At 69.7% G+C, this 23,432-nt stretch carries 21 protein-coding genes; 11 read left to right on the forward strand and 10 right to left on the reverse strand.

Going from position 1 to position 23,432, the window contains the following annotated elements; all coding sequences use genetic code 11:
• Positions 1 to 22: 22 nt before the first annotated feature.
• The 4 genes from ACQPZQ_RS20655 (at position 23) to ACQPZQ_RS20670 (ending at position 4,234) form a co-directional block, all read left to right on the forward strand.
• Complete coding sequence (locus ACQPZQ_RS20655) at positions 23 to 1,645, forward strand: flavin-containing monooxygenase (protein WP_433298297.1); 1,623 nt, start codon at positions 23 to 25, stop codon at positions 1,643 to 1,645.
• Positions 1,646 to 1,735: 90 nt separating this feature from the next.
• Complete coding sequence (locus ACQPZQ_RS20660; protein ID WP_433298299.1) at positions 1,736 to 2,944, forward strand: sensor histidine kinase; 1,209 nt, start codon at positions 1,736 to 1,738, stop codon at positions 2,942 to 2,944.
• Positions 2,941 to 3,546, forward strand: a complete 606-nt coding sequence (locus tag ACQPZQ_RS20665) for a response regulator transcription factor (RefSeq protein ID WP_433298301.1) — start codon at positions 2,941 to 2,943, stop codon at positions 3,544 to 3,546. The genes ACQPZQ_RS20660 and ACQPZQ_RS20665 overlap by 4 nt, the downstream gene beginning before the upstream one ends.
• 97 nt (positions 3,547 to 3,643) lie before the next feature.
• Positions 3,644 to 4,234, forward strand: coding sequence for a hypothetical protein (locus ACQPZQ_RS20670; protein WP_433298303.1), 591 nt, complete (start codon positions 3,644 to 3,646; stop codon positions 4,232 to 4,234).
• 15 nt (positions 4,235 to 4,249) lie between these two features.
• Here the strand turns inward: ACQPZQ_RS20670 and ACQPZQ_RS20675 are convergent, their stop codons facing one another.
• From ACQPZQ_RS20675 to ACQPZQ_RS20685, 3 genes are all read right to left on the reverse strand, one after another.
• Positions 4,250 to 5,524, reverse strand: a complete 1,275-nt coding sequence (locus tag ACQPZQ_RS20675) for an MFS transporter (protein WP_433298305.1) — start codon at positions 5,522 to 5,524, stop codon at positions 4,250 to 4,252.
• Positions 5,525 to 5,528: 4 nt separating this feature from the next.
• Positions 5,529 to 6,938 carry a M20 family metallopeptidase gene (locus ACQPZQ_RS20680; RefSeq protein ID WP_433298307.1) on the reverse strand — a complete coding sequence of 470 codons (1,410 nt, stop codon included), beginning with the start codon at positions 6,936 to 6,938 and terminating at the stop codon, positions 5,529 to 5,531.
• A 141-nt stretch (positions 6,939 to 7,079) separates the two neighbouring features.
• A complete protein-coding gene (locus tag ACQPZQ_RS20685) occupies positions 7,080 to 8,060 on the reverse strand; it encodes a LysR family transcriptional regulator (RefSeq protein WP_433298309.1) in 981 nt (326 codons plus the stop codon).
• A gap of 482 nt (positions 8,061 to 8,542) precedes the next feature.
• Here ACQPZQ_RS20685 and ACQPZQ_RS20690 point away from each other — a divergent pair, with 482 nt between their 5' ends.
• Positions 8,543 to 8,677 carry a hypothetical protein gene (locus ACQPZQ_RS20690; RefSeq protein ID WP_277398858.1) on the forward strand — a complete coding sequence of 45 codons (135 nt, stop codon included), beginning with the start codon at positions 8,543 to 8,545 and terminating at the stop codon, positions 8,675 to 8,677.
• Positions 8,678 to 8,730: 53 nt separating this feature from the next.
• On the opposite strand, the gene ACQPZQ_RS20695 is transcribed toward ACQPZQ_RS20690, so the two are convergent.
• The 5 genes from ACQPZQ_RS20695 to ACQPZQ_RS20715 all read right to left on the reverse strand — a co-directional run bounded on the left by ACQPZQ_RS20695 (position 8,731) and on the right by ACQPZQ_RS20715 (position 14,715).
• On the reverse strand, positions 8,731 to 9,405 hold the full coding sequence (locus tag ACQPZQ_RS20695) for a GntR family transcriptional regulator (RefSeq protein WP_433298311.1): 675 nt from the start codon (positions 9,403 to 9,405) through the stop codon (positions 8,731 to 8,733).
• A 108-nt stretch (positions 9,406 to 9,513) separates the two neighbouring features.
• Complete coding sequence (locus ACQPZQ_RS20700) at positions 9,514 to 11,133, reverse strand: flavin-containing monooxygenase (RefSeq protein ID WP_433298313.1); 1,620 nt, start codon at positions 11,131 to 11,133, stop codon at positions 9,514 to 9,516.
• A gap of 141 nt (positions 11,134 to 11,274) precedes the next feature.
• The gene (locus ACQPZQ_RS20705) at positions 11,275 to 12,225 is read right to left on the reverse strand and encodes an alpha/beta hydrolase (RefSeq protein WP_433298315.1); all 951 of its coding nucleotides are present in this window, start codon (positions 12,223 to 12,225) and stop codon (positions 11,275 to 11,277) included.
• 133 nt (positions 12,226 to 12,358) lie between these two features.
• On the reverse strand, positions 12,359 to 13,015 hold the full coding sequence (locus tag ACQPZQ_RS20710) for a haloacid dehalogenase (protein WP_433298317.1): 657 nt from the start codon (positions 13,013 to 13,015) through the stop codon (positions 12,359 to 12,361).
• Between the two features lie 35 nt (positions 13,016 to 13,050).
• Entirely contained in the window at positions 13,051 to 14,715 is a 1,665-nt protein-coding gene (locus ACQPZQ_RS20715; RefSeq protein WP_433298319.1) for a phytoene desaturase family protein, read from the reverse strand.
• Positions 14,716 to 15,046: 331 nt separating this feature from the next.
• Between ACQPZQ_RS20715 and ACQPZQ_RS20720 the strand changes: the two genes are divergently transcribed.
• Entirely contained in the window at positions 15,047 to 16,459 is a 1,413-nt protein-coding gene (locus tag ACQPZQ_RS20720) for a pyridoxal phosphate-dependent decarboxylase family protein (protein ID WP_433298321.1), read from the forward strand.
• Positions 16,460 to 16,531: 72 nt separating this feature from the next.
• On the opposite strand, the gene ACQPZQ_RS20725 is transcribed toward ACQPZQ_RS20720, so the two are convergent.
• The gene (locus ACQPZQ_RS20725; protein WP_433298323.1) at positions 16,532 to 17,365 is read right to left on the reverse strand and encodes an LLM class F420-dependent oxidoreductase; all 834 of its coding nucleotides are present in this window, start codon (positions 17,363 to 17,365) and stop codon (positions 16,532 to 16,534) included.
• A gap of 307 nt (positions 17,366 to 17,672) precedes the next feature.
• Between ACQPZQ_RS20725 and ACQPZQ_RS20730 the strand changes: the two genes are divergently transcribed.
• Positions 17,673 to 18,503, forward strand: coding sequence for a siderophore-interacting protein (locus tag ACQPZQ_RS20730; RefSeq protein ID WP_433298325.1), 831 nt, complete (start codon positions 17,673 to 17,675; stop codon positions 18,501 to 18,503).
• Between the two features lie 195 nt (positions 18,504 to 18,698).
• On the opposite strand, the gene ACQPZQ_RS20735 is transcribed toward ACQPZQ_RS20730, so the two are convergent.
• A complete protein-coding gene (locus ACQPZQ_RS20735; RefSeq protein WP_433298326.1) occupies positions 18,699 to 19,154 on the reverse strand; it encodes an Lrp/AsnC family transcriptional regulator in 456 nt (151 codons plus the stop codon).
• Between the two features lie 62 nt (positions 19,155 to 19,216).
• Between ACQPZQ_RS20735 and ACQPZQ_RS20740 the strand changes: the two genes are divergently transcribed.
• From ACQPZQ_RS20740 to mmsA, 4 genes are all read left to right on the forward strand, one after another.
• Positions 19,217 to 19,960: an AzlC family ABC transporter permease gene (locus ACQPZQ_RS20740; protein WP_433298328.1), complete on the forward strand. Its 744-nt coding sequence runs from the start codon at positions 19,217 to 19,219 to the stop codon at positions 19,958 to 19,960.
• On the forward strand, positions 19,953 to 20,285 hold the full coding sequence (locus tag ACQPZQ_RS20745) for a branched-chain amino acid transporter permease (protein WP_433298330.1): 333 nt from the start codon (positions 19,953 to 19,955) through the stop codon (positions 20,283 to 20,285). The genes ACQPZQ_RS20740 and ACQPZQ_RS20745 overlap by 8 nt, the downstream gene beginning before the upstream one ends.
• Positions 20,286 to 20,758: 473 nt before the next feature.
• On the forward strand, positions 20,759 to 21,889 hold the full coding sequence (chvE, locus tag ACQPZQ_RS20750) for a multiple monosaccharide ABC transporter substrate-binding protein (RefSeq protein ID WP_433298332.1): 1,131 nt from the start codon (positions 20,759 to 20,761) through the stop codon (positions 21,887 to 21,889).
• A gap of 5 nt (positions 21,890 to 21,894) precedes the next feature.
• A complete protein-coding gene (gene mmsA, locus ACQPZQ_RS20755; protein ID WP_433298334.1) occupies positions 21,895 to 23,424 on the forward strand; it encodes a multiple monosaccharide ABC transporter ATP-binding protein in 1,530 nt (509 codons plus the stop codon).
• Positions 23,425 to 23,432: the final 8 nt, after the last annotated feature.

Consider the following 23,432-nt stretch of genomic DNA (forward strand, 5'->3'; position numbering starts at 1 on the left):
AGAGTAGGCAGCAGGAGGGACCATGACTATTGCTCAGGAGAGCACGGAAACCACCGACGTGCTCGTAGTGGGGGCGGGCTTCGCCGGCCTCTACATGCTCCACCGCCTGCGTGGCCTCGGGTTCTCGGCGACCGTGCTGGAGGCGGGCGACGGGGTCGGCGGCACCTGGTACTGGAATCGCTACCCGGGTGCGCGGTGTGACTCGGAGAGCTACTACTACTCCTATTCGTTCGACGAGGCGCTGCAGCAAGAATGGGAGTGGACCGAGCGGTATGCCGAGCAGTCGGAGATCCTGAGATATCTGGACCATGTCGCCGATCGGTTCGACCTGCGGCGTTCCATCAGGTTGGGCAGGCGTGTCGTGGAGGCGGTGTTCGACGAGGACGCCGGTACGTGGACGGTGTCGACCGACGCCGGCGAGCGCTTCGCGGCGCGGTTCCTCGTGACGGCGGTGGGGTGTCTGTCCTCGGCGAACATTCCTCGAATACCGGCGTTGGAGACGTTCGGGGGCAGGTGGTTTCACACCGGCCGGTGGCCGCACGAGGGTGTCGACTTCAGCGGCTTGCGTGTGGGTGTGGTGGGCACGGGTTCGACGGGTATCCAGGCGATTCCTGTGATCGCGGAGCAGGCGGCGCATCTGACGGTGTTCCAGCGCACCGCGAACTACAGCATCCCTGCGCGTAACGGGCCGATGGATGCGGCGTTCCAGCGGGAGGTCAGGCAGAACTACGCCGAGATCCGCGACACCCAGCGCGCGACGATCAACGGGCATCCGTTCCATGTGAGTGACCGGCCGGCGTTCTCGGTCTCGGCGCAGGAGCGCACCGCGATCTACGAACGGCTGTGGGGTCGTGGCGGGCTGCGGTTCCGGGCCGCGTTCGCCGACCTGCTGACCGACAAGGACGCCAACGACACGGCGGCGGAGTTCATTCGCACCAAGATCCGTGAGACGGTGCGTGATCCGGCCACCGCGGAGAAGCTGATGCCGCGGGATCATCCCTTCGCCACCAAGCGCCCGCCGATCGACACCCGCTACTTCGAGACCTACAACCGCGACAACGTCACGCTCGTCGACGTGCGGGAGTCGCCGATCGTCGAGGCCACACCGGCCGGGCTGCGTACGTCGGCGGGGGAGTACCCGCTGGACTGTCTCGTGTTCGCCACCGGCTTCGATGCGCTGACCGGCCCCTTGCTGAACATCGACATCCGCGGAGGCGGCGGGCGGGCGCTGCGCGATGTCTGGGCGCAGGGGCCGCGCACCTACCTCGGGTTGCAGGTTCCTGGTTTCCCGAACCTGTTCACGATCACCGGCCCGGGCAGCCCGTCGGTGCTGACGAACATGCCGACCGCGATCGAGCAGCATGTCGACTGGATCGCTGCGTGTCTGCGTCACCTGCGCTCGAGCGGGTCGGCGCGGATCGAGACCACCGACGATGCCGCGGACGCCTGGGGCGTGCAGGTCAACGAGGCGGCGCACCGCACGCTGCTGCCGATGGCGGAGAGCTCCTGGTACCTGGGCGCCAACGTTCCCGGGAAGCCGCGGGTGTTCATGCCCTACGCCGGTGGGCTCGCCGCCTACGCCCGCCACTGTGAGGAGGTGGCCGCGGCGGGCTACGACGGTTTCCGGCTCACCCCGGTGCGCTGACCACGGGCGTCCCGGAGCGGGGTCGCTGTTCATACCCTGCCCCGGTATGCAACGATTCGGCCGACGACGATGCCGGCGGGAGGTGGTCGGGTGCGGTCCGCTGCAGGCGAGGCCACCCGCCCGGACATCCGACTTGTTCCGCCGGTCGCGTGGTCGGAGGTCGGGGCCGACGCGGGATACCGACGTGCCCGGCTCGTGACGCTCACGGCCCTGGCCATCATGTTCGTCTCGAGCGCTGCGATGCCGGCGATCGGGCTCGGAGTGGAGCAGCGGCTCCCGTGGCGGATCCTCGGTGCGGCGGGAATCGCCGTGTTCACCGCAGGCCTGGGGTGGGCCCTCTGGAGTGAGTTCCGGCCAGGACGCTCCGACCGCACCCGTCGCCGGGCGTCCATCGCGTTCGTCGCCGCGTCCGTGGCGTCCGTTCCGCTGGTCGGGCCGCTGGGAGCGGAGTCGGGCGCGTGGGCGAGCTGGGCCTGGCTGGGTGCCGCCGTCGTCGGCGCGATTCCCCTCCTGGCACACGGGATGCCGGCGGCGGTCGTCGTGGTCGTGCTGTCCGTCGCGGTGTCGGCAGGCGTCGCCTGGGCCAACGGCGGCGGCGTGGTCGAGTACGTCGTCATCACGGCCGGCATCGGTACGAGCCTCGCGCTGATCAACGGTCTCCAGATCGGGCTGTGGCGGCTGGTCGTCCAGGCCCGCGACGCGCGAGACGCCCTGGCGCGGCTGGCAGCCGCCGAGGAGCGGCTGCGGTTCGCCCGCGATGTGCACGACCTGCTCGGCCACGACCTGTCGGTGATCGCGCTCAAGGCCGAGCTGGCCAAGCGGCTGGCGCCGGTCGACCCGGAACGGACCGGTGAGCAGGCCGCGGAGATCCAGCGGCTTGCGGCCTCGGCTCTCGCGCAGGTCAGGCAGGCGGTGCACGGGTACCGGGCGGTCGATCTGCGTGACCAGCTCTCGGCGGTCGAGCACGTGCTCCGCTCGGCAGGCGTCCACTGCGTGGTGCGCCTTCCCGGCTCCGATCTGCCCGGCGAGGCGTCGCACCTCGTGCCGGTCCTCCGCGAGGCGACCACGAACATGCTGCGGCACAGCCGCGCTCAGCACTGCACGATCGACGTGGATGTGACGCCCGGAGAGGTACGGATGGTCGTGACCAACGACGGGGTCGCCGAGCGCGCGCCCGACCGCTACAGCCACGGCCTGCGCGGGCTCTCCGACCGACTCGCCGAGGTCGGCGGCACGGTGAGCGCGGATGCCCGGCCCGGCACGTTCACACTCACCGCGACCGTTCCGGTGCCGGCATGATCCGTGTCCTCCTCGCCGACGACGAGGAGCTCATCCGGGGAGCGGTGGCGGCGCTGCTGGAGCTCGAGCCCGACATCGAGGTGGTGGCCCAGGCCGGCGACGGCCGGGGTGCCGTCGAGAAGGTGCTGGCCCACCGGCCCGACGTCGCTGTCGTCGACCTCCAGATGCCTGGACTGTCGGGCCTGGAGGTCGCCGCCGAGGTGGCCGTGGCGCTCGAGTCGTGCGCCGTGGTGATCCTGACCGGCCACGGTCGCCCGCCCCTGCTGCGGCGGGCACTGCTGAGCGGAGCGCGCGGGTTCGTGCCGAAGGGGTCGCCCGCCGCCGTCCTTGCGGAGGTGATCCGCCGCGTTCACGAAGGCGGGCGGTACGTCGATCCCGCCCTGGCGGCCGAGGCGTTGATGGCACCGGAGTGTCCGCTCACGCCCCGCGAGCTCGACGTGCTGCGCCTGGCCGACGGCGGTGTCCCGGTCGCCACCATCGCCCGGCAGGCGCACCTGTCGCCCGGGACGGCCCGCAACTACCTGGCTGCGGCCGTCGCGAAGCTGGGCTCAGGCAGCCGCGCCGAGGCGATCGCGAAGGCGCGCGAGCACGGCTGGCTCTGACGCGCGCCGCGTGCATGCCCGGACCATGCGCAGCGCATGGGCGGACGATGACATCGCGCATCTGTGGCGTGCGCAGCGTCGCCGAGAACCTGGGTTCATGACCACTACTCCCCGCCCCGCCCGGCCCTGGACGACAGGCCGCGGCGCCCTGGCCGCAGTCGCGAAGCGCTGGCCAACGATCCTCGGAGTCGGCCTCGGGGTCGACATCTTCATCGGCGCGGTCACGCAGGACACGGCGCGGTCCTACGCCGAGGCGTTGCTGATCCTGCCGCTGGGCTACGTGATCGTGGCGGCCCTGGGCCGTCGCCGCGCGACCTGGCCGGTGCTCGCGGTGCTCAGCGCGTTGGTGGTCGCGCTGCGCCTGCAGAACTGGGTCGAGCCGTTCGTCGTCCTCCTCGCCGTCGCCCTTGCCGTGGTGATCTGGGGCAGCGGCCACGGGCGCCACCGCGAGCGGGACTTCCGGTTGCAGCTCGTCGGCATGGCCGCGTTCGGAGCGCTCGCCCTCGCCGGGCTGGCGGTCGATCCCGATCTCGCGCGGTATCTGGTGGCCGCGGGATGGCTCGCCCACGGCGTGTGGGACTGGGTGCACCTGGCGAAGGACCGGGTCGTCTCCCGGTCCTTCGCGGAGTGGTGCGGTGCGCTCGACGTGATGGTCGGGGCGGGCCTGATCATCGTGCCGCTGCTCTGATCACCGGACGCCCTCTCACCTCAGTCCGATCCTCCGCCAGATCACCGCCATGCTGGTCAGGCTGATCACGGCCGTGAGGATCACCCAGAAGCTCGGGGAGAGATCGTTGCCGGTGGCGCTGATCAGCCACGCGGCGATCAGCGGCGTGAACCCGCCGAACACGGCCACGCCGATGTTGTAACCGACCGCCATACCCGTGGCCCGCGTTTCCGGCGGGAACAGGTTCGCCATCACCGCGCCTATGGGCCCGAAGTACGTGCCCTTGAGCACCCCGAGGACGGCCATCATGACGAGCATGATCCCGAGGCCGGGGAAGGCGACCAGCAGCGCGAAGAGCGGGTAGATCAGCACCAGGATGAGGCCGGCCGCCGGGATCATGAGCCTGATCTGCCCGAGCCGGTCCGACCAGTGACCCGCGAGCGGGGTGGCGACCAGCAGGGCGATCCCGCTCACGAGGGTGGCGGCGAAGCCCGTCGAGGCGGGCAGATCCAGTGTCCTGATCGCATAGGTCGGCATGTAGCTGATCAGGTAGTTGAGGCAGGTCGTCACGGCGAGAACGCCGATCGTGAGCAGTACGCGGCCCTTCTGTTCGCGCAGTACCTTGCCGCCCGGTGACCCGCTGTCACGGTCGGCGGTGGCGTCGACGAACTCCGGAGCCTCGGGAACGTGCCGCCGGATGTAGTAGCCGACGGGCCCGACCAGGAGGCCCACGGCGAACGGGATGCGGAATCCCCACGACAGCAGTTGCTCGTCGGACAGCGTGGAGGTCAGGTACGTGCCCAGGGCCGCGGCGAGCAGGGTGGAGATCGACTGGCTGGTGAACTGCCAGCTCGCCGCGTAGCCCCGGCGGTGCGGAAGATGCTCGACCATGAGGGCCGTGGCACTGCCGAACTCGCCGCCGGCGGAGAAGCCCTGGATGAGCCGCGCGACCAGGATCCCGATCGGAGCGATGATGCCGATGGTCTCGTACGACGGCATCACGGTGATCAGCAACGTGCCGACCACCATCAGCCCGATCGAGAGCGACAACGCGGGCTTGCGGCCCACACGGTCGGCGTACGAGCCCAGGACGATGGCGCCGACCGGGCGGATCAGGAAGGACGCCGCGAACGTTCCGAGCGCCAGGAGCAGCGAGCTCGCCGGGTCGGCTGTCGGGAAGAAGACCTGGGCGACGTAGCTCGCGAAGAAGCTGTAGACGGCGATGTCGTACCACTCGAGCGCGTTGCCCACGCAGGCGGCGGCGATGATCTGGTACGGCCTCAGCTGCTTCGCTGCGGCGGAGGTGGCCATCTCGCTACTCCGCTGCCGTGGTGGCGCCGGGCCGGGTGCTGCCCAGCTCGCCCAGATCCCAGAAGAGTCCGCACATCATCTGCATGCCCTCGCGGGCCACGGATGCGAGCAGGTGCTCGTCGGGCCCGTGCTGGGCGCAGGCGGGATAGGAGTGCGGCACCCAGACCGTGGGCATGCCGATGACGTCGGCGAAGACGTCGTTCGGCAGCGAACCGCCCAGGTTGGGCAGTATGACGGGCACCTTCTGGGTGCTCTGCTCGATCGAGGCGACGGCCCACCGCACCCACGGGTCGTCGGGGCTGAGGCGGGTGGCCGCCATGGTGCTGTCGACCCGGACCTGGACCATCGGGTAGCCCTGCGCGTCGAGGTGCTCGCGCACGATCCGCTCCAGCTCCTGCCACGGGGTGCCCACGACGAACCGCAGCTGGCAGTGGGCCCGTGCCGTCGCCGGGATCGCGTTGACGGGCGCGTCCGGCGTTCCGGAGACGAACGCCAGCACCTCGAGGGAGTTGGCGCCCATCACGCGTTCGGCCGGTGTCAGTCCAGGTTCGCCCCAGCTGTCGTCGATGTCCGGATCGGTCGGGCCGCCGCCGGGCGACACGTCCGCCAGCGCCGCGCGCACGGCATCGGGGATCTCCGGTGCACGCAGTTCGGGGACGGCGATGACGCCACGGCCGTCGACCATGCTCGCCAGTGCGTTGGCCAGCACCGTGGCGGGGTTGCGCAGCAGGCCACCCCAGTTGCCGGAGTGGTAGGTGCCCTCGCGCAGATCCAGGCTGAGCGTGAACGCGACCTGGCCCCGGGAACCGAGGAACACCGTGGGCCGCTCGGCCGCCAGCCGGGGACCGTCGGAGGCCAGCAGCAGATCGGCGGCGAGGTCGTCGGCCCGCTGCTCACACATCTCACGAAGGCCGGGGGAGCCCGACTCCTCGCCTGTCTCGATCAGCACTTTGAGGTTGAATCCCAGCCGGCCGCCCCTGGCCGCCATGACGTGTTCGAGTGCGGCGATGTTGATGGTGTGCTGGCCTTTGTTGTCAGCCGTTCCCCGCCCGTACCAGCGATCGCCTTCGATGACGATCTCCCACGGTGAGAGCCCGCTGCGCCAGCGCTCCGGCTGGCCGAGCACGACGTCCCCGTGGCCGTAGACCAGCACGGTAGGCAGCGAGTCGTCCTCGTGTCGGTGGGCGATCAGGAACGGACCACCTCCGGGCACCGGGTTCTCGACGATCGAGCAGACGGCTCCGAGCCGTTCGAGAGCGGCCGACATCTCCCCGGAGAGATAGCTCTGCAGTACCGGAAGTGAGTTGTGGTCCTGGCTTTCGGTGGGTAACGCCACCCGTCTTCTCAGATCGTCGAGGAAAGCGCCGGAATCGACATATCTCGCCGACTTTCGGACAACGTCGCCACGGGTCATTCGCTGATTCCCTTCCGGCAAGAAGGCCGCACACGTGATCGAATGGTGCGTTTCGGCGAAGAGTAGGCAGCGGGCGGCCCGATGACCATCTCCGTCTGGGCAAGGCGCCGTTGCCCGCACGGCAAACCGAGTGGTGACGGGTCAGGGGGCCTGTACGCGTTGCACCAGGTGCGTCACGAAGTCGCCTGCCGCGGGCGGCAGCGACCGGCCGGCCATCGACTGGATCTGCAGGTATCGACGGTGCATCCCCTGGTCGGACAGCGGGATCGCCACGAGCCCGTCGGTCGCGAGGCGTCTGCGCACCGGCAGATAGCCGGTGAGGGTCACGGCGTCGGCGAACTTCGTGAACGTGTAGAGGGCACCGCAGTAGTCGGTCTCGAAGACCGGCTCGAAGCTCAGCTGTTCGGCGCTGCAACAGACGTCGAACAGCTGCCGCACCGTGGTGCCCTCGTCCACGATCGCCAGCGCGTAGGGCAGCAGTTCGGCGAGCGACACCGAGGACCGCTGGGCGAGCGGATGCCGGGCGTTGACCACCGCGTGCACGTACTCGCGCTGGGAGTACTCGACGGAGATGCCCTTGATCGGCGCAAGGCTGAACGTGACCGCGATGTCCGCCTTGCCGTCGCGTACGTGCTCGCTGGCCGCGGTCGAGGACGTGACGTGCAGGCTGAAGTCGACCTCGGGGTGGTCGCGCCGGAAGGAGGCGATCGCCTCGGGCAGGAGGTCCCAGGCGAAGCCCTCCGCCGCGACGAGCCGGACCTGGGAGCGGCGGCCACCGGGAAGCCGCCGGATCTCGCCGACCACCTGCTCGATGTCCATCATGTTGCGCTGCACGAAACCCGCGAGCCGGATGCCGGCCTCGCTCGGCACCATGCCGCGGGGATGACGCTCGAAGAGCGGCACCCCGATCTCGTGCTCGAGCCGCGCGATCTGCCGGCTGATGGCCGAGCCCGCCACGTGGAGCTGCTCGGACGCCTCGGTGATCGAGCCCGCCTGTGCCACCGCGAGGAAGTAGCGCAGGCCGGATTCGATCAGACCGGCGAACGGCGCTGGGCCGGCCCCGAGGCGCCGTGTTCCCCCCACGGCGGGGGCGTGCTCGGGCTCGACGCCGGATGTGCTCACACCACCACCCGCAACGCTCGTCCCGTAAGCCGCCAGCGCACCGATCCTAGGCTGATCTACGACGTTCGGGCTCGTTCGACGCCGCTCGGCACCGTGGGGAGCCGACGGTCGGGTGCGGCGGCGACACCCGGTTGTGACCCGTCAGTGGCCGGGAGTCCAGTGCGGCCGCCGGCAACGGCCCATGACCGGGATGGGTCGCCGTTCCGCGGAGGAGGCGACGATCGAGCAGGTCGCCCCGGCCATCGCGGGAACGGGGGGAAACACCGAGGTGGAGCACGTATTCGTGCACCTCGCGGAGATCTCCCCGGGCTGGAACTGTCCCGTGAAAAGTGATCCGCGCGGCGACGGTGCAGGGCCACCACCGATTCCGGAACCGATAGATCACCTCCGCGAAAGGCGCCCCGATCGGCGCATCGCCGGCCCGCGGGTCCCGCGAAAGACGCGCACAATTGCTGGGGGAGGAGACCGGAGGAGCTGACCCCTTGGACCCGTTTTACCTGATAGTGATCGTGAGCGGCCTGCTCGCGTCGGGGAACACAGGCCTCTCGGTTGCGTGGCTCGTGATCGTCGCCATCGCCTGGCCGGCACTGGCCCACCGCAACCGACTCGCCGTGTGAGCGAGCAGCGACCGTGGCGGCTCGTCGTCGGTTGACCGCTCCCGTTACCTCACTCAGCGGCCGACCCTCGGGTCGGCGGGTGGGTCGGCCAGCAGGGCCTGCACACGCGGCCGGTACTCCTGGTAGATCGCGCGGTACCGCTCGACAGCCGCTGGCCGGTCGCCGCGTTCGAGCAGGTCGAGGACGTCGCGGTAGCCGTTTATCCAGACCTGCCACAGGTCGCTCTCGGCGTTGAGCGCGAGCAGGCGGCGCGTGCGGGCGACCACCAGGTCGACGTGCGTCTGCAACTCCCGGTTGCCGCCCGCCATGATCATGATGGTGCTGAAGTCCGCACCCGCGGCCGCGGCAGCCGTCACGTCGCCCCGCTCCAGCCCGGCCACGAACTCGTCGAGCCGCTCCCGCATCCGCGCCAGATGGCTCTCGGTGAGGTTGTCCACCCCCCACTCGACGCCGGCAGTGGCGAGCACGCCCATCACGTCGATGAGCTCGAGCGCGTTCTTCTGCGTGACGTGGGTGACGCGCCGGGTGCGGTTCGGTGCGATGTCGATGAGTCCCTCGGCCGCGAGCTGGGCGATGGCCTCGCGGACCGGGGTGATGCTCACCCCGAGCCGTGCGGCGACCTCGGCGTCCTTGATCACCGTGCCGGGCGGGAGTGCGCCGGTGACGATTTCGTGCCGCAGGTGGTGGACGATCGCCTCGCGGCGGGTCAACGGGACGGCGAACGACATCGCGCGGTCCTCCTAATGCCGAGGTCACGATGCTGGTCGTCCACAGCGACCGACCCGCGGCACGTCGTCGGGCCGCACGCCGGTCGCTGGGATGAACCGGGGAGTGGATCAGGCCGGGCTCATCGCCCCCTGGAGAGTGAAGCCCTCGTATCCCTTCGCCGCCACCTCGTCGCACAGTTGCCGGTAGACGCCCACTCCGCCGATGTAGGCCATGAAGACCCGCGGCTTGCCGGGCACGTTCGAGCCCATGTACCAGGAGTCGGCGGTGGGGTAGAGGGTGGCGTTGCCCGCCTCCTCGACGTGCGCCACCCAGCCGTCCTCGGCCTCACCGGTGGCCTCGATCGCTCCGATACCCCGCTCGCGCATGTAGGCGGCGCAGTCGGTGATCCAGTCGACGTGCTGCTCGATCGACACGATCATGTTGGACAGCACCGACGGGCTCGACGGTCCGGTGATCGTGAACAGGTTCGGGAAGCCCGCGACGGCGACCCCGAGGTAGGACCGCGGACCCTCGGCCCACTTCTCCCGCAGGGCGATCCCGCCTCTGCCGCGGATGTCGATCGCGGTGAGGGCGCCGGTCATCGCGTCGAAGCCGGTGGCGAAGATGATCGCGTCGAACTCGTACTCCTGCTCGGAGGTGCGCAGACCGTTCTCGGTGAGCTCGACGAGCGGGGTCTTGCGCAGGTCGACCAGGTGGACGTCGGGCTTGTTGAACGTCTCGTAGTAGTTCGTGTCGAGGCAGGGACGCTTGGTGCCGAACGGGTAGCTGCGCGGCGACAGCGTCTCGGCGACCTCGGGGTCGTTCACCCGCTCCCGGATCTTGCGGCGGATGAACTCGGCCGCGGTGTCGTTCGCCTCCCGGTTGGTGAGGGTGTCGGTGTAACCGGCGAGGATCGAGACGAGGGTGCCCTTCTTCCAGCCGGACTCGTACTTGGCGAAGCGCTCCTCCTCCGACACCTCCAGCGCCGACTGGGTGGGCATCTCGACCGGCACGCCGAACCCGGAGGTGCGCTGGGCCTCGCGCCATGCCCGGTAGCCGGTCTTCATCGAGTCGATCTCGGACTGCTCGAGCGGCCGGTTGAGCGCGGCGATGGAGTAGGCGGGGGTGCGCTGGAAGACGGTGAGGTCGGCGGTCTGCTCCGCGATGACCGGGATGGACTGGACGGCGGACGAGCCGGTGCCGATGATCCCGACGCGCATGCCGGTGAAGTCGACGCCCTCGTGCGGCCAGTGTCCGGTGTGGTACGTCGGGCCCTGGAACCTGTCGAGCCCGGGCACCTCGGGCAGCTTCGACCGCGACAGGCACCCGGTCGCCATGATGAGGAACTGGGCGTCGACGATCTCACCCGTGTCGGTGTCCACCCTCCACCGCTGCGTCGACTCGTCGTAGACCGCCGACACCACCCGCGTGCTGAAGGTGATGTCCTTGCGTAGGTCGAAGCGATCGGCGACGTGGTTGACGTAGCGAAGGATCTCCGGCTGCGTCGGGTAACGCTCGGTCCAGTTCCACTCCTGCTCCAGCTCCGGGGAGAACGAGTAGGAGTAGGACAGGCTCTCGACGTCGCAGCGGGCGCCGGGGTAGCGGTTCCAGTACCAGGTGCCGCCGACGCCGTCGCCGGTTTCGAACACGCGGGTGCTCATGCCACGCTCTCGCAGCTTGTAGAGCTGGTAGAGCCCGGCGATGCCCGCGCCGACGACCACGGCGTCGACCTTCCGAGACTCGGTCATCTACTTCCTCCCGATCGCGGCCTCCGTTGGCCGCAGTTCGTTGCGCCGTTGCGAGGTCTCCGGGGAGCGGTCGCATGGTCGGGGACGCCACGCCGGGGCGGCTGTGCGCCCGGGCTGCCTACAGCGTTGAGAAGCCGGCTGCTAACGAGCCTGGTTGTCGGCGAGGGATGTGGTCGTGGCGAGGTGGTGGTCGACCTGCTCGCCGACGTACTCCAGCGCGGCGGCGGCTCCAGGCAGGACGAGCAGGGTGAAGAAGCCGTGCATCTGACCGGGGAAGCGGCGGTGCACGACGGGAACCCCGGCCGCGCGCAACTTCTCCGCGTACGCCTCGCCCTCGTCACGGAGCACGTCGTGCTCCGCGGTGAGCACGACGGCAGGCGGGAGCCCGGAGACGTCGGCGGCCTGCAGCGGGGAGGCGTCCGGGTGCTTCCGGGCGGCGAGGTCGGGGGCGTAGTGGTCCCAGAACCAGATCATCGAGTCCCGGCTGAGCATGAGCTGGTTCTCGGGGTCGACGTAGCTGGCGTTGTCGAGGTCGGCATCGGTGACCGGGTAGACGAGGACCTGGAGCGAGATCTCCGGTCCGCCCTCCTCGGCCGCCCGCCGGGCGACGATCGTCGCGAGATTTCCGCCCGCGCTGTCACCGGCGACGATCAACGGGAGCGTCATGCCGTGTTCGCCGAGATGCGCGGCGGTCCACTGCAACGCCGCCCAGGCGTCCTCGGCGGCAGTGGGGTAGCGGTACTCGGGCGCGAGCCGGTAGTCGACGAGCACCACGGCGGCGCCCGTGCGCTCCACCATCCGCCGGGCGAGGGTGTCGAACTCGTCGATGGCGCCGATCACCCACCCGCCGCCGTGGTAGTAGACGATCGTCGCTCGAGGGTTCTCCGGGGCGAGGATCCGCACCCCGATCTGCCCGCCCTCGACGGGCACCGTGTCGTCGGCGACGCGGGCGACGTCCGGGCCCGGTCCGTACATCTCGAGGAGTGCGGCGCCGAGCCCGCGAGCCTCCATGGGCGTCATCTCGTGGAGCGGCTTCATCCCGCTCTCAGCCATCTGGGACAGGAACGCCGCGGTCGCTTCGTCGAGAGCCATGGCCGCCTCGTCGTTGAGTCGGGGAAGATGATCTGCATCACAGGCTAAGCAGGACGGCAGGTGGCAGGGAGCGCCGAACGGGTGAGAAATGCATCCTGCATCGCGCTCGTTCGGGCCGGCCGGAGTTGGAGTCTCAGCGAAGCCTCGGGAGCAGCGCGGCGGCCTCGCTCAGCGTGGCGGCCACGAACGTGGGAGTCGGACCGTCGGGGTCGATCGTGTGGCCCGGCCGGCGCAAGCGGATCGTGCTGATGCCGGCGCCGAGGGCACCGCGAACGTCGCGTGCCGACGTCGCGACGTGGACGTATCCGGGTCCGGCTCGTCGGGATGCCTCGTGGTAGATCGCGGGGGAGGGCTTGTAGCTGCGCAGCTTCTCGGAGGTGAACACGGTGCCCGCATCGATGAGCGGGGCCACCCGGGTGCGGGCGAATACGTCGTCGTCCACGTTGGACAAGACGCCGACTCGGCTCTGACCGGCCAGGATCCGCAACCCGTCGGAGACATCCGGCCACAGTGGCCAGTCGGCGACGCCGGACAGGAGCGCCTCGGTGTCCTGCGAGGGATCACCTGCGAGACACAGGTCGCGGTAGGTGACGGCGAGCGCCTGCCGGGACAACTCACGGAACGGGGTCCACGACACGCACTGCCGTTGCAGCTCCTTGTTGGTGGAGTCCCATGCGGCGTAGACCGTTTCACCGGCAACACTCCAGGCCCGCTTCCGCGCAAGCTCTGACAGGAAGGCGCTGCCACCGGTGCGCGAGTCGATCAGCGCGCTGAAGAGATCGAGTGTCACCAGAGGGAGCGTCGACGCGTCGGGTGCACCCATGGTCACGTGGCGGCTGCCGTCCCGCGGCTCCTGGTCACGGCCCGGCGCGCGCCGTCGAGCACGGTCGCGGCGCGGCTGGGGCGGGTGAGCTGCTCGGCGACGAGGTGGCCGGAGCCTCCGCCGAGCCCGGGGCCGGGGTGGGTCGAGGCCCCGATGTGCCAGAGGCCCGGCACAACCGTCTTGTGGCGGGCGGTGGCGGGGCCGGGTCGCCACATCAGGTTCTGGTCCAGCTCGGTGGCACCGCCGTAGGGGTCGCCGTCGATCGCGTTGGCGTTGCGGGCCTCCAGATCCGCCGGGCCGACCAGATGGCGGCCGAGGATGCGTGACCCGAGTCCGGGTGCATGGCGCTCGATACGGGCGATGACCCGGTCGGCGAATGCCTCGACGACGGCCGAACTCCAGCCCTCGCTGGTGTCGATCTCGCCGGCGGCGTCGCCGACCAGCCGGCGTGGCAGCTCCTGCAGCTGAAGCCACAGCGTCGCTGCGCCCTCCGGGGCCCGGCTCGGGTCCAGCACGTGCTGCTGGCCCACGACCACGGTGGGGCGGCGTGGCAGCAGGCCCGCTTCGGCCTCGGCGCAGGCGATCGCGATGCCGGCCGACCCGTCGGACAGGTGGAGCAGCGGAACCGTGGCGAGACGCTCGTCGTTCCACGGCACGGGGCCCGACAGCGCCAGGTGAAGCTGCGCCGCGGCACGCCCCGCGCGGTACCCGACGGCGTCGCGGCGGGCCGCGGCCGGCACGGTGCCGGTCGGCAACAGGTCGAGGTAGAGCGCGGACGGGGTGACCGAGGCCAGCACCGCGCGGGTGGCGCGCAGGCGCACCTCGCCCTCGGCGGTGGCGGCGCGTACCCCGGTGGCGCGCCCGCCGGTGACGTCGATCGCGTGGACGCGTGTGCCGGTCCGCAAGGTGACGCCCAGTTCCTCGAGCAGCGCACGGAAGGCGGCGACGAATCGTCCGGCACCGCCGACGACCACCGGCAATCCCGCTCCGTGCATGCTGGCCGCCAACACCGGCATCATCAGCCCGCCGCTGGCGTTGTCGGGGGCCAGGCCCGCGTGCAGCAGCCAGGGCGCCCACAGGTGATCGACCTCGTGGCCGCGGAACTCGCGGCGGCACCAGGCTCGCCCGCTGGTGGCGACGTCGCGGGCGTAGGCCTCGAGCTCCGTGGCGCCGCCGGGACGGCCGAGACCCAGGGTGTGGCGCACCAGCGCTGTGCCGCGCAGCTCGCTGCCCAGCAATCCGCCGATCGCCCCGACGTGGGCACCGAAGCGGTTCAGCGCGGCGAGGTACGCAGCGCCGTCGGCCTGATCGGCGAACTGGGCGGCGGTGGCGGCGGGGTCACGCCAGGCCATGGTGACCGAGCCGTCGTCGGCGACCGAAGCGGTGAGCGCGTCGTCGGTGTTGGCGTAGGCGAGGCCGTGGCGGTGCAGGTCGGGGCCGAGCTTCGCGTAGGCCGGGCCGGTGACGAACAGGGGATGCCACGACGACCAGATGTCGTGCACGTAGCCGGGCCGGATCAGCTCGGCGGACCCGATGAACCCACCGATCTCGTCGGCACTGTCGAGCAGCGCCACCGACCAGCCCTCCCGCGCGAGCAGCGCGGCCGCGGTCATCCCGTTGATACCGGCGCCGACGACGATCGCGTCGAACTCGTCGGGGGCGGTCATGCCGTGACCGCATGGCCGGCGGGCAGGGCGGGACCAGAGGCCGGGGAGGCGTGGAGAGGGCAGAGCACGGGCACGATGTCTTCCTCGCTGTGCGATGCGGGACGGATCCACGACGTCGATGGGGCGTGGCTCTTCCCTCCGGAGCCTAGTGGCGGCCGCGGCCCGGGGCCGGGTGTCCGTGGTACCGGTTGTCCGGACGACTCGTCGCGTTCGATCCGTGGATCGCACGGACGTGGACGGATTTTCTCTCCGCTTCCCGCGCCCCCGGGGAGGGGTAGTCATATCGTCAAGAGCAGCGTCTTTTTGCGCTCGCTGGTGCAAGGCTCGACGCATGCCGCACAACTTCCGGACCCACGGGGAGGAGCGTCACGGCCCCGTCGGACGCTGGGACATCGAGGAGTTCACCAAGGTCGCCGAGGTCACAACCGAGCAACTGGCCGCATACGTCGATGACAGCCAGCGGGGCCTCGGTCCCGTTCTCCGGCGCCGGGCGCCGAAGGAGCTCGAGACGAGGCTGGATCTTCGGCGGTACATCAGCGAGGGCGGCATGACCGCGGACAGCTACCGGGACTTCCTCCGCACCTATCTCGCCGAGGGCACCCGGCTGCATCATCCGGCCTATCTGGCCCATCAGGACGCATCGCCCGATTTTCCCGCCGCTCTCGCCGACTTCATCCATGGAGCCACCAACAATCCGACGGCGATCTACGAGATGGGAGCGGCGGGTTCCACCGTCGAGTTCGCGGTGCTCGAATGGATGCTGGAAAAGGTCGGTTTCGGTGCCGACAGCGGCGGCGTGCTCACCCATGGGGGCTCGCTCGCCAATCTCACGGCGCTGCTGGCCGCACGGGCTGCCGCAGCGCCCGACGCATGGGCCGACGGCAACCCGGCCGATCTCGCGCTGCTCGCGCCGCCCTCGGCCCACTACTCGCTGACCCGCGCCACCGGCATCCTCGGTCTCGGGACGAGGTGTGTCGTCCCGCTCGCGGTGGACGATCTCGGCCGGATCGACGTGGTCCGGCTCCCCGAGTCCCTCCAGCACGGTCGGCGCCCGATCGCGCTCGTCGCCAATGCGTGCGCCACCGGCACGGGTCTCTACGACGACCTGCGCGGCGTCGGCGAGTTCTGTCGCGATCACGGGATCTGGTTCCATGTCGATGGCGCTCACGGCGCGTCGGCACTCCTGTCGGAGGAGCACCGGCGGCTGCTCGACGGGATCGAGCTCGCCGACTCGGTCATCTGGGATGCGCACAAGATGTTGCGGACGTCGAGCCTCGCGGCGGCCGTCCTCACGCGACGCCGTGCTGATCTCGATGCGGCCTTCCAGCAGGAGGGCTCGTACCTGTTCTACGGCGACCAGCGTTTCGACCTCATCGGAAGGACCGTCGAGGGCACCAAGGCCGAGCAGGGGTTGAAGCTCTTCCTCAATCTCGCCTGGCGTGGCGAGCGCGGGCTGGGTGACTACGTGGCGCGGCAGTACGCCACCGCGCACCGCTTCTGGGAGTTGGCCTCGCAGCGTCCCGGCTTCGAGTGTCCGTACGAGCCGGAGAGCAACATCGTCTGCTTCCGGTACGGCACCGCGGACCAGGCCGTGATCCGTGAGCGCATGATGGACGAGGGGAGCTTCCACCTGTCCTCCACGGACCTCGGTGGGAGTCGCTACCTCCGGATCACCGTGATCGCCCCGGCCACCGACGAGCGAACGCTGGCATCGCTCCTCGATCACATCGCAGAGATCGGTTGATCGCCGCGATGTGATCGACGCATGTATTCGGCGACAGAGACCTACCCATTCATGGAATGGCGGCGTCCGTCCTTATGCCGGAGTGGCCTGCGCGACCGTCTCGGCCAGCAGGTCCAGGCGCTCGAACGTCGACTGCTCGGGTGAGGCGGGCACGTGGAACACCACGCGCTCGACGCCGAGCTCGCGGTAGCCCTCGATGAGCTCGGGCCGAACCGGCGCGATGTGCCCCACCGTGACCGGGACGTGGGCGCCGACCGTCTCGCGCAGCTGAGTGATCTGCGGCGCGAGCTGCTCGGGCGACGAGGTGTTGGGGAACCAGCCGGCGTCGAGCTGCGCGATGCGCGGGAAGGCTGCTGTTCCGCCGCCGACGTAGATCGGCGGATGGGGGCGCTGCACGGGCTTGGGCCAGGAGTAGATCGGGTCGAAGTCGACGAACTCGCCGTGGTACTCGGCCTGTTCGTTGGTCCAGATCTGACGCATGGCTTCGAGCCGTTCGTTGGCGAGTCGGCCGCGGGTGGCGGGGTCGGTGCCGTGGTTCTCCATCTCCTCGCGGTTCCAGCCCACGCCGACACCGAAGATGACGCGGCCGTCGGAGACCAGGTCGAGGGAGGCGACCTCCTTCGCGGTGCTGATGGGGTCGCGTTGGGTCACGAGGGCCACGCCGGTGCCGAGCCGGAGCGTGGTGGTGGCCATGGCGGCGGCGGTCAGCGAGACGAACACGTCGAGGGCTCGGTAGTACTGGTTCGGAAGGTCGCCTCCTCCGGGGTAGGGGGTGCGGCGCGAGACGGGGATGTGGCTGTGCTCAGCGAGGAACAGGGCGTCGAACCCCCGCTCCTCGACCGCCTTACCGAGGGGGCCTGGCCTGAGGCCCTCGTCGGTGACGAACGCATTGATCCCGAACTGCATAGTGGTCCTTCTTGTCGGATGTGGTCAGGCGTCGACGGCCCGGCCGGGGCGAGCGCGGCGGTGTGCTGCTGGTCGGCCTCGAGCCGAGCGTAGGCCGCAGGGGTTCGGAGGGTGCGTCGGTGGCCTCGGCATCCCGGGATCTCGCCCGAGCCAGGAATGGATGCCCCATTCACGCAATTGGGGGCCCGGGCGGCGGTGTGCGATCTCTGCGCCGAGTGTGGGGCGACGAGATCGAACCGGACTCTGGCCTCCACACCGGGCCTTAGCTTAGGCTGCGCTAACTCAGTGAGCGGATAGCGGGGGTGGGATGGCAGGCCAGCAGCTCGAGACCATCGAGATGGAAGCCGTCGACGTACGGCGCATGTCGTCGAGCCTGATCAGGGTGGTGTTCGAGGGGCCGGGGCTCGTGGACTTCGCGGTGTCGGGGGTGCCCGACGAGGCGTGCCTCCTGCATCTGCCGCTTCCCGGCGGAGGGGTCGACGACCACGGCCGGTGGTACACGATTCGCGCCTTCGATCCGGCATCGGTGCGGCTGACGTTCGACGTGGTCACGCACGAGGGCGGGATCGGAGCGAGCTGGGCCCGACGCGCCCGGCCGGGCGACACGGTGAGCATGTCCGTCCGCAACAGCTGGTTCCGCCGTCCCGCCGACGCCGTGTGGCAGGTGCTGCTGGGCGATGTGGCGGCGTTGCCTGCGCTCTCCCGCATCGCCGAGACGGCACCGCTCGGTGTGCGCACGGTCGCGGCGATCGAGATCCCCGATCCCGGGGACGAGATCCCACTACCCGGGGCCATGACCACGTGGGTGCACAACACCGATCTCGCGTCGAACAGCATCCTCGAGGAGATGGCGCGCGGGATCGGGCTGCCGGACGGCCCCGGCTACATCTACGTCGCAGGGGAGGCGGCCGCGACGAGGGCGGTGCGGAAGTACCTGCGGCACGAACGCGGGATGCCCGTGGGCAGCTACGGCGTGATCGGTTACTGGCGCCGCGACGCGGAGCGGTGGAGGCAGCAGTACGAGAAGTCGGAGCCGGTGTTCGAGCGCATCTGGGAACAGGCCGAGGCGGCTGGCGGCGACGAGGAGGAGGTACTCGACATCTACGAGGCGAAGCTCGCGGAAGTGGGCCTGCTGTGATCGCACCGTCCGTGCCCCAGAAGTGCCACGTGATCCACCGGGGGCCGCTCGGCGTCCCCGTCGCACGGCGCGGTCGTCGCCGGCGGACCTCCTGCTCGGCGCGGGAGTGGTCGGCGCGGGCATGGCGCTCGCCGCGTGCGGCGCCGAGCGGGACGTGAATCCGGCGGGTGGGCGACCTCCGCGACCTGACGAGACTCAGTCCTGCGACTTGATGCGCTTCATGGTCTGGTGCGACACGACCCGGGACACGGCCGGCAGGCCGAGCAGCTTCATGTGGTGGGTCTCGTACTCGGTCTGATCCGCCACCATCACCCGCAGGAAGTAGTCGGGCGTGCCGAAGACGCGGCGCAGCTCGACCACCTCGTCGAACGTGGCGACGGTGTCCTCGAAGTCGCGCAGCGTCTCGCGATCGGTGACCCGGATCTCGACCGAGACCGTCACCTCGAAGCCCCGCCCGACGGCTGCAGGATCGACCACCGCGCGGTAGCCGGTGATGATCCCGTCCTCCTCGAGTCGCTTGACCCGTCGCAGGCACGGCGGCGGGGTCAGGCCCACGCGCCTGGCCAGCTCGACGTTGCTCAGCCGCCCGTCCTTCTGGAGGTGAAACAATATGTCTCGATCGATGGCGTCGAGATGGCGGTTGTTGCGCATCTGGCAAGGATATCGGTACAACAGGAAACCAAATGTCCCGATGAACGACATAAAATTACCTAGTGCGCGAGGCGGAGAGCGATGACGCTGTTCATGCCCCTGACGAGGCCTCTGGAACGGCCCCTCGGCCGGCCGTACTGCTCGCGCTGAAGGACTCACTCGCGGTGGCCGTCGCGGCTGCCGCGATGGGGTTGGCATTCGGCGTGCTGGTGTCGCAGTCGGGCCTGCCCTGGTGGTGGTCGACGATCTTCTCCGCGGTGATCTTCGCCGGGTCGCTCGAGTTCCTGCTCCTCGGCCTGGTCATGACGCTCGCCCCGCTCGGGCAGATCGCCGCCACCGCCTTCGTGGTGAACGTCCGGCACGTGTTCTACGCGCTGACGTTCCCGTTGCACCGGGTGCACGGCGTGGCGGGGAAGGCCTACAGCACCTTCGCGCTCACGGACGAGGCGTTCGCCCTGACGGCGAGGCCGGAGGCCCGGAACTGGAGCCGGGCGCGCATCGTGTGGGTACAGGCGTTCGTCCAGATCTTCTGGGTGGGCAGCGTGACCGTCGGCGCGCTCGGCGGCGCCCTGATCCCGCCCGGTCTGGTGGGGTTGGACTTCGCGGTGACCGCCCTGTTCGTGGTGCTGGGCATCGACGCGTTCCGCGCCCGCCGCGACGTCCCGGCCGCGATCGTCGCCGTCGCGTGCGCCCTGATCGGGCATCTGCTGTTCGGTGGGCAGATGGTCCTTGCCGCGATGGGCATGTTCACCGCGTTCCTCGTCGCCAGGTACGTGATCGCCGGGAAGGTCGGCCGCCGTGCCTGAGACCGGCTATCTGATCGCGGCCGTTCTCGTGTGCGCGGCGATCACGTGGACGCTGCGCGCGGTGCCCTTCGCCCTTCTCGCGCCGCTGCGCGAGAGCAAGATCGTCCCGTACCTCGGTGCCACCATGCCGGTGGGTGTGATGGTGATCCTCGTCGGCCACACGCTCCGCGACGTACCGTTGTCGGCGTACCCGTTCGGCCTGCCGGTCTGCCTCGCCCTGATCGCCACCGTGGCTCTGCACCTCATGCTCCGGAACGTGATCATCAGCATCGCCGGTGGAACTGTCGTCAACGTGATCCTGGTGAGCACGGTGTTCACGGGCTGATCGCGTCCGATGGCGCTCAGCCACCAGGGCGTGCCCGCCACGGTGGGTGGGTTGCCCGCGCGAAGTTGTGAGCGCTAACATCTCCCCCCGCGTGATCCTTCACGGCTCCGCCTGCTCCCCGGACGAGGGTGTCCCATTGGCATCGATCCACCCCGCACAGCGCGCTCACCGCGGGTGTGGGCCGTGGACGCCCGGGCACGGCCGGCATGGCGGAGTACAGCGTTTCCGGCCACGCCCACGGCCTGATCGACCGCAAGTGGACCACCATCTGCTGCGCGCTCCCGTTCCGCTGGGCACGGCAGTTCCCCTCCGGCGGCGGCTATCCAGGTCGCACCGCGGCTCGCGCCGCCCTGCGTCCGGCGGCCGTCCGCCGACGTGATCCGGGCCGGCACCGCGCACGCCCGATCCCAGGATTTCCCCGGCGTGCGCCCGGTTCCGGTTCACGGATGATCCATCTAGTCACGGGAGAGAAAATGAAGCTGGCACGGCTGGCCACGGCGGCCGCAGGCATCGTGCTTGCCACGGCGCTCGCGGCCTGTGGATCGAGCGAGAAGACGATCGATCAGCAGAGCGGTGGGGCCACCTCCGCCGCCGGAGGCCTGGTGGGCGTCACCATGCCGACGAAGGCGTCCGAGCGCTGGATCCACGACGGTGACAACATCAAGAGCTCGCTGGAGAAGCTCGGGTACACCGTCGACCTGCAGTACGCGGAGAACGACATCCCGACGCAGGTCAACCAGATCGAGAACCAGATCAGCAAGGGCGCCAAGCTGCTGGTGATCGCCTCGATCGACGGCACGGCCCTCACGACCCAGCTCCAGGAGGCCGCCGACAGCAAGATCCCGGTGATCTCCTACGACCGCCTGATCCGCAACAGCCCGAACGTCGACTACTACGCCACGTTCGACAACTTCACCGTCGGGGTGCAGCAGGCGACGTCGCTGCTCACCGGCCTCGGGCTCAAGAACGCTGACGGCACCGACGGCACGGCCACCGGCCCGTTCAACATCGAGCTGTTCGGCGGCTCGCCCGACGACAACAACGCCACCTTCTTCTTCAACGGCGCGATGTCGGTGCTGAAGCCCTACATCGACAAGGGCACGCTGGTCGTGAAGAGCGGGCAGACCGACTTCAACACGGTCGCGATCCTGCGGTGGGACCCGGCCACGGCGCAGCGGCGCATGGAGGACCTGCTCACCTCGACCTACAGCGGCGGCGCCACCGTCCAGGGCGTGCTCTCGCCCTACGACGGCCTGTCCATCGGCATCCTCTCGGCCCTCAAGAGCAACGGCTACGGCACCCAGGATCACCCGTACCCCGTGGTGACCGGCCAGGACGCCGAGGTCGCATCGGTGAAGTCGATCATCGCCGGGGAGCAGTACTCCACGGTCTACAAGGACACCCGGCAGCTCGCCGACGTGACCGTGAAGATGGCCGACACCGTGATCAAGGGCGGTAAGCCCGAGGTCAACAACACCACCGACTACGACAACGGCAACAAGGTCGTGCCCTCGGAACTGCTGCAGCCGGTGGTGGTCGACAAGGACAACTACCAGAAGGTGCTGATCGACTCCGGTTACTACACCGCCGACCAGCTGAGGTAGGGGTCATGGTCGACGAGATCCTGCGGATGCGGGGGATCACCAAGAGGTTCCCCGGCGTGACCGCGCTGGAGGACGTCAACCTGTCGGTGCGCCGCGGGGAGATCCACGCCATCTGCGGGGAGAACGGCGCCGGGAAGTCGACGCTGATGAAGGTGCTCTCCGGGGTGTACCCGCACGGCGACTACGAGGGCGAGATCCACTTCGACGGCGAGCTGTGCACGTTCTCGAGCATCCGCGACAGCGAGCAGCGCGGGATCGTGATCATCCATCAGGAGCTGGCGCTGTGCCCGCAGCTCTCCATCGCCGAGAACGTCTTCCTGGGCAACGAGCAGGCGACCCGTGGCCTGATCGACTGGAACCGCACCAACCACCAGGCGGCGGCCCTGCTGGCCCGGGTGGGTCTCGCGGAGAACCCGGTGACCCCGGTGCTGGACCTCGGCGTGGGCAAGCAGCAGCTCGTGGAGATCGCCAAGGCGTTGTCCAAGGAGGTGCGGCTGCTCATCCTCGACGAGCCGACCGCGGCCCTCAACGACGACGACTCGGAGCACCTGCTCGACCTGCTCCGCGGGCTGCGGGACGAGGGCATCACCTCGGTGATCATCTCCCACAAGCTCAACGAGATCGCCGCCGTCGCCGACTCGATCACGATCATCCGGGACGGGCGGTCGATCGAGACGCTGGACATGAAGGCCGACGAGGTGACCGAGGACCGGATCATCTCGCTGATGGTCGGCCGGGCCCTCGAGAACCGCTTCCCGCCCCACGAGCCGAACGTCGGGGAGGAGGTGCTGCGGATCGAGGACTGGACGGTGCACAGCTCGAGCCAGCCCGATCGGGTCGTGGTCTCGGGCGCGAACCTGGCCCTGCGCCGCGGCGAGATCGTGGGGCTCGCGGGCCTGATGGGCGCAGGCCGTACCGAGCTGGCGATGAGCGTGTTCGGCCGGTCCTACGGAACCAACATCTCCGGGCGCCTCATCAAGGACGGCCGGGAGATCCAGGTGCGCACGGTGCAGGACGCGATCCGTCATCGCATCGCCTACGTCACCGAGGACCGCAAGCGCTACGGCCTCAACCTCATCGAGGACATCAAGCGCAACGTCTCCGCAGCCCGGCTGGGCAAGCTCGCCCGCCGCGGCTGGGTGGACGACAACGAGGAGTACCGCGTGGCCGAGGGGTTCCGGCGCAGCCTGAACATCAAGGCCCGCAACGTCCAGAGCGTGACCGGGAAGCTCAGCGGCGGCAACCAGCAGAAGGTCGTGCTGGCGAAGTGGATCTTCACCGACCCGGACGTGCTGATCCTCGACGAGCCGACCCGGGGCATCGACGTCGGGGCCAAGTACGAGATCTACACGATCATCAACGGTCTCGCCGCCGAGGGCAAAGCGGTGCTGGTCATCTCCTCGGAGCTGCCCGAGCTGCTCGGCCTGTGCGACCGGATCTACACGCTCTCGAGCGGGCGGATCACCGGTGAGGTGAGCCGGGAGGACGCGACCCAGGAACGGCTCATGCAGTACATGACCACGGAACAGGAGTAGGCGAACCC

The sequence above is a fragment of the Pseudonocardia sp. CA-142604 genome (genome assembly GCF_050948475.1).
GTDB lineage: Bacteria > Actinomycetota > Actinomycetes > Mycobacteriales > Pseudonocardiaceae > Pseudonocardia > Pseudonocardia alaniniphila.

What these genes read in the sequence shown, in the direction of transcription:
- ACQPZQ_RS20655 (WP_433298297.1), top strand. Translation starts at nt 23, where the DNA reads ATGACTATTGCTCAGGAGAGCACGGAAACCACCGACGTGCTCGTAGTG.
- ACQPZQ_RS20730 (WP_433298325.1), top strand. Translation starts at nt 17,673, where the DNA reads ATGGCAGGCCAGCAGCTCGAGACCATCGAGATGGAAGCCGTCGACGTA.
- ACQPZQ_RS20665 (WP_433298301.1), top strand. Translation starts at nt 2,941, where the DNA reads ATGATCCGTGTCCTCCTCGCCGACGACGAGGAGCTCATCCGGGGAGCG.
- chvE (WP_433298332.1), top strand. Translation starts at nt 20,759, where the DNA reads ATGAAGCTGGCACGGCTGGCCACGGCGGCCGCAGGCATCGTGCTTGCC.
- ACQPZQ_RS20700 (WP_433298313.1), bottom strand. Translation starts at nt 11,133, where the DNA reads ATGACCGAGTCTCGGAAGGTCGACGCCGTGGTCGTCGGCGCGGGCATC.
- ACQPZQ_RS20725 (WP_433298323.1), bottom strand. Translation starts at nt 17,365, where the DNA reads ATGCAGTTCGGGATCAATGCGTTCGTCACCGACGAGGGCCTCAGGCCA.
- ACQPZQ_RS20695 (WP_433298311.1), bottom strand. Translation starts at nt 9,405, where the DNA reads ATGTCGTTCGCCGTCCCGTTGACCCGCCGCGAGGCGATCGTCCACCAC.
- ACQPZQ_RS20675 (WP_433298305.1), bottom strand. Translation starts at nt 5,524, where the DNA reads ATGGCCACCTCCGCCGCAGCGAAGCAGCTGAGGCCGTACCAGATCATC.
- ACQPZQ_RS20720 (WP_433298321.1), top strand. Translation starts at nt 15,047, where the DNA reads ATGCCGCACAACTTCCGGACCCACGGGGAGGAGCGTCACGGCCCCGTC.
- mmsA (WP_433298334.1), top strand. Translation starts at nt 21,895, where the DNA reads ATGGTCGACGAGATCCTGCGGATGCGGGGGATCACCAAGAGGTTCCCC.
- ACQPZQ_RS20735 (WP_433298326.1), bottom strand. Translation starts at nt 19,154, where the DNA reads ATGCGCAACAACCGCCATCTCGACGCCATCGATCGAGACATATTGTTT.
- ACQPZQ_RS20705 (WP_433298315.1), bottom strand. Translation starts at nt 12,225, where the DNA reads ATGGCTCTCGACGAAGCGACCGCGGCGTTCCTGTCCCAGATGGCTGAG.
- ACQPZQ_RS20680 (WP_433298307.1), bottom strand. Translation starts at nt 6,938, where the DNA reads ATGACCCGTGGCGACGTTGTCCGAAAGTCGGCGAGATATGTCGATTCC.
- ACQPZQ_RS20715 (WP_433298319.1), bottom strand. Translation starts at nt 14,715, where the DNA reads ATGACCGCCCCCGACGAGTTCGACGCGATCGTCGTCGGCGCCGGTATC.
- ACQPZQ_RS20670 (WP_433298303.1), top strand. Translation starts at nt 3,644, where the DNA reads ATGACCACTACTCCCCGCCCCGCCCGGCCCTGGACGACAGGCCGCGGC.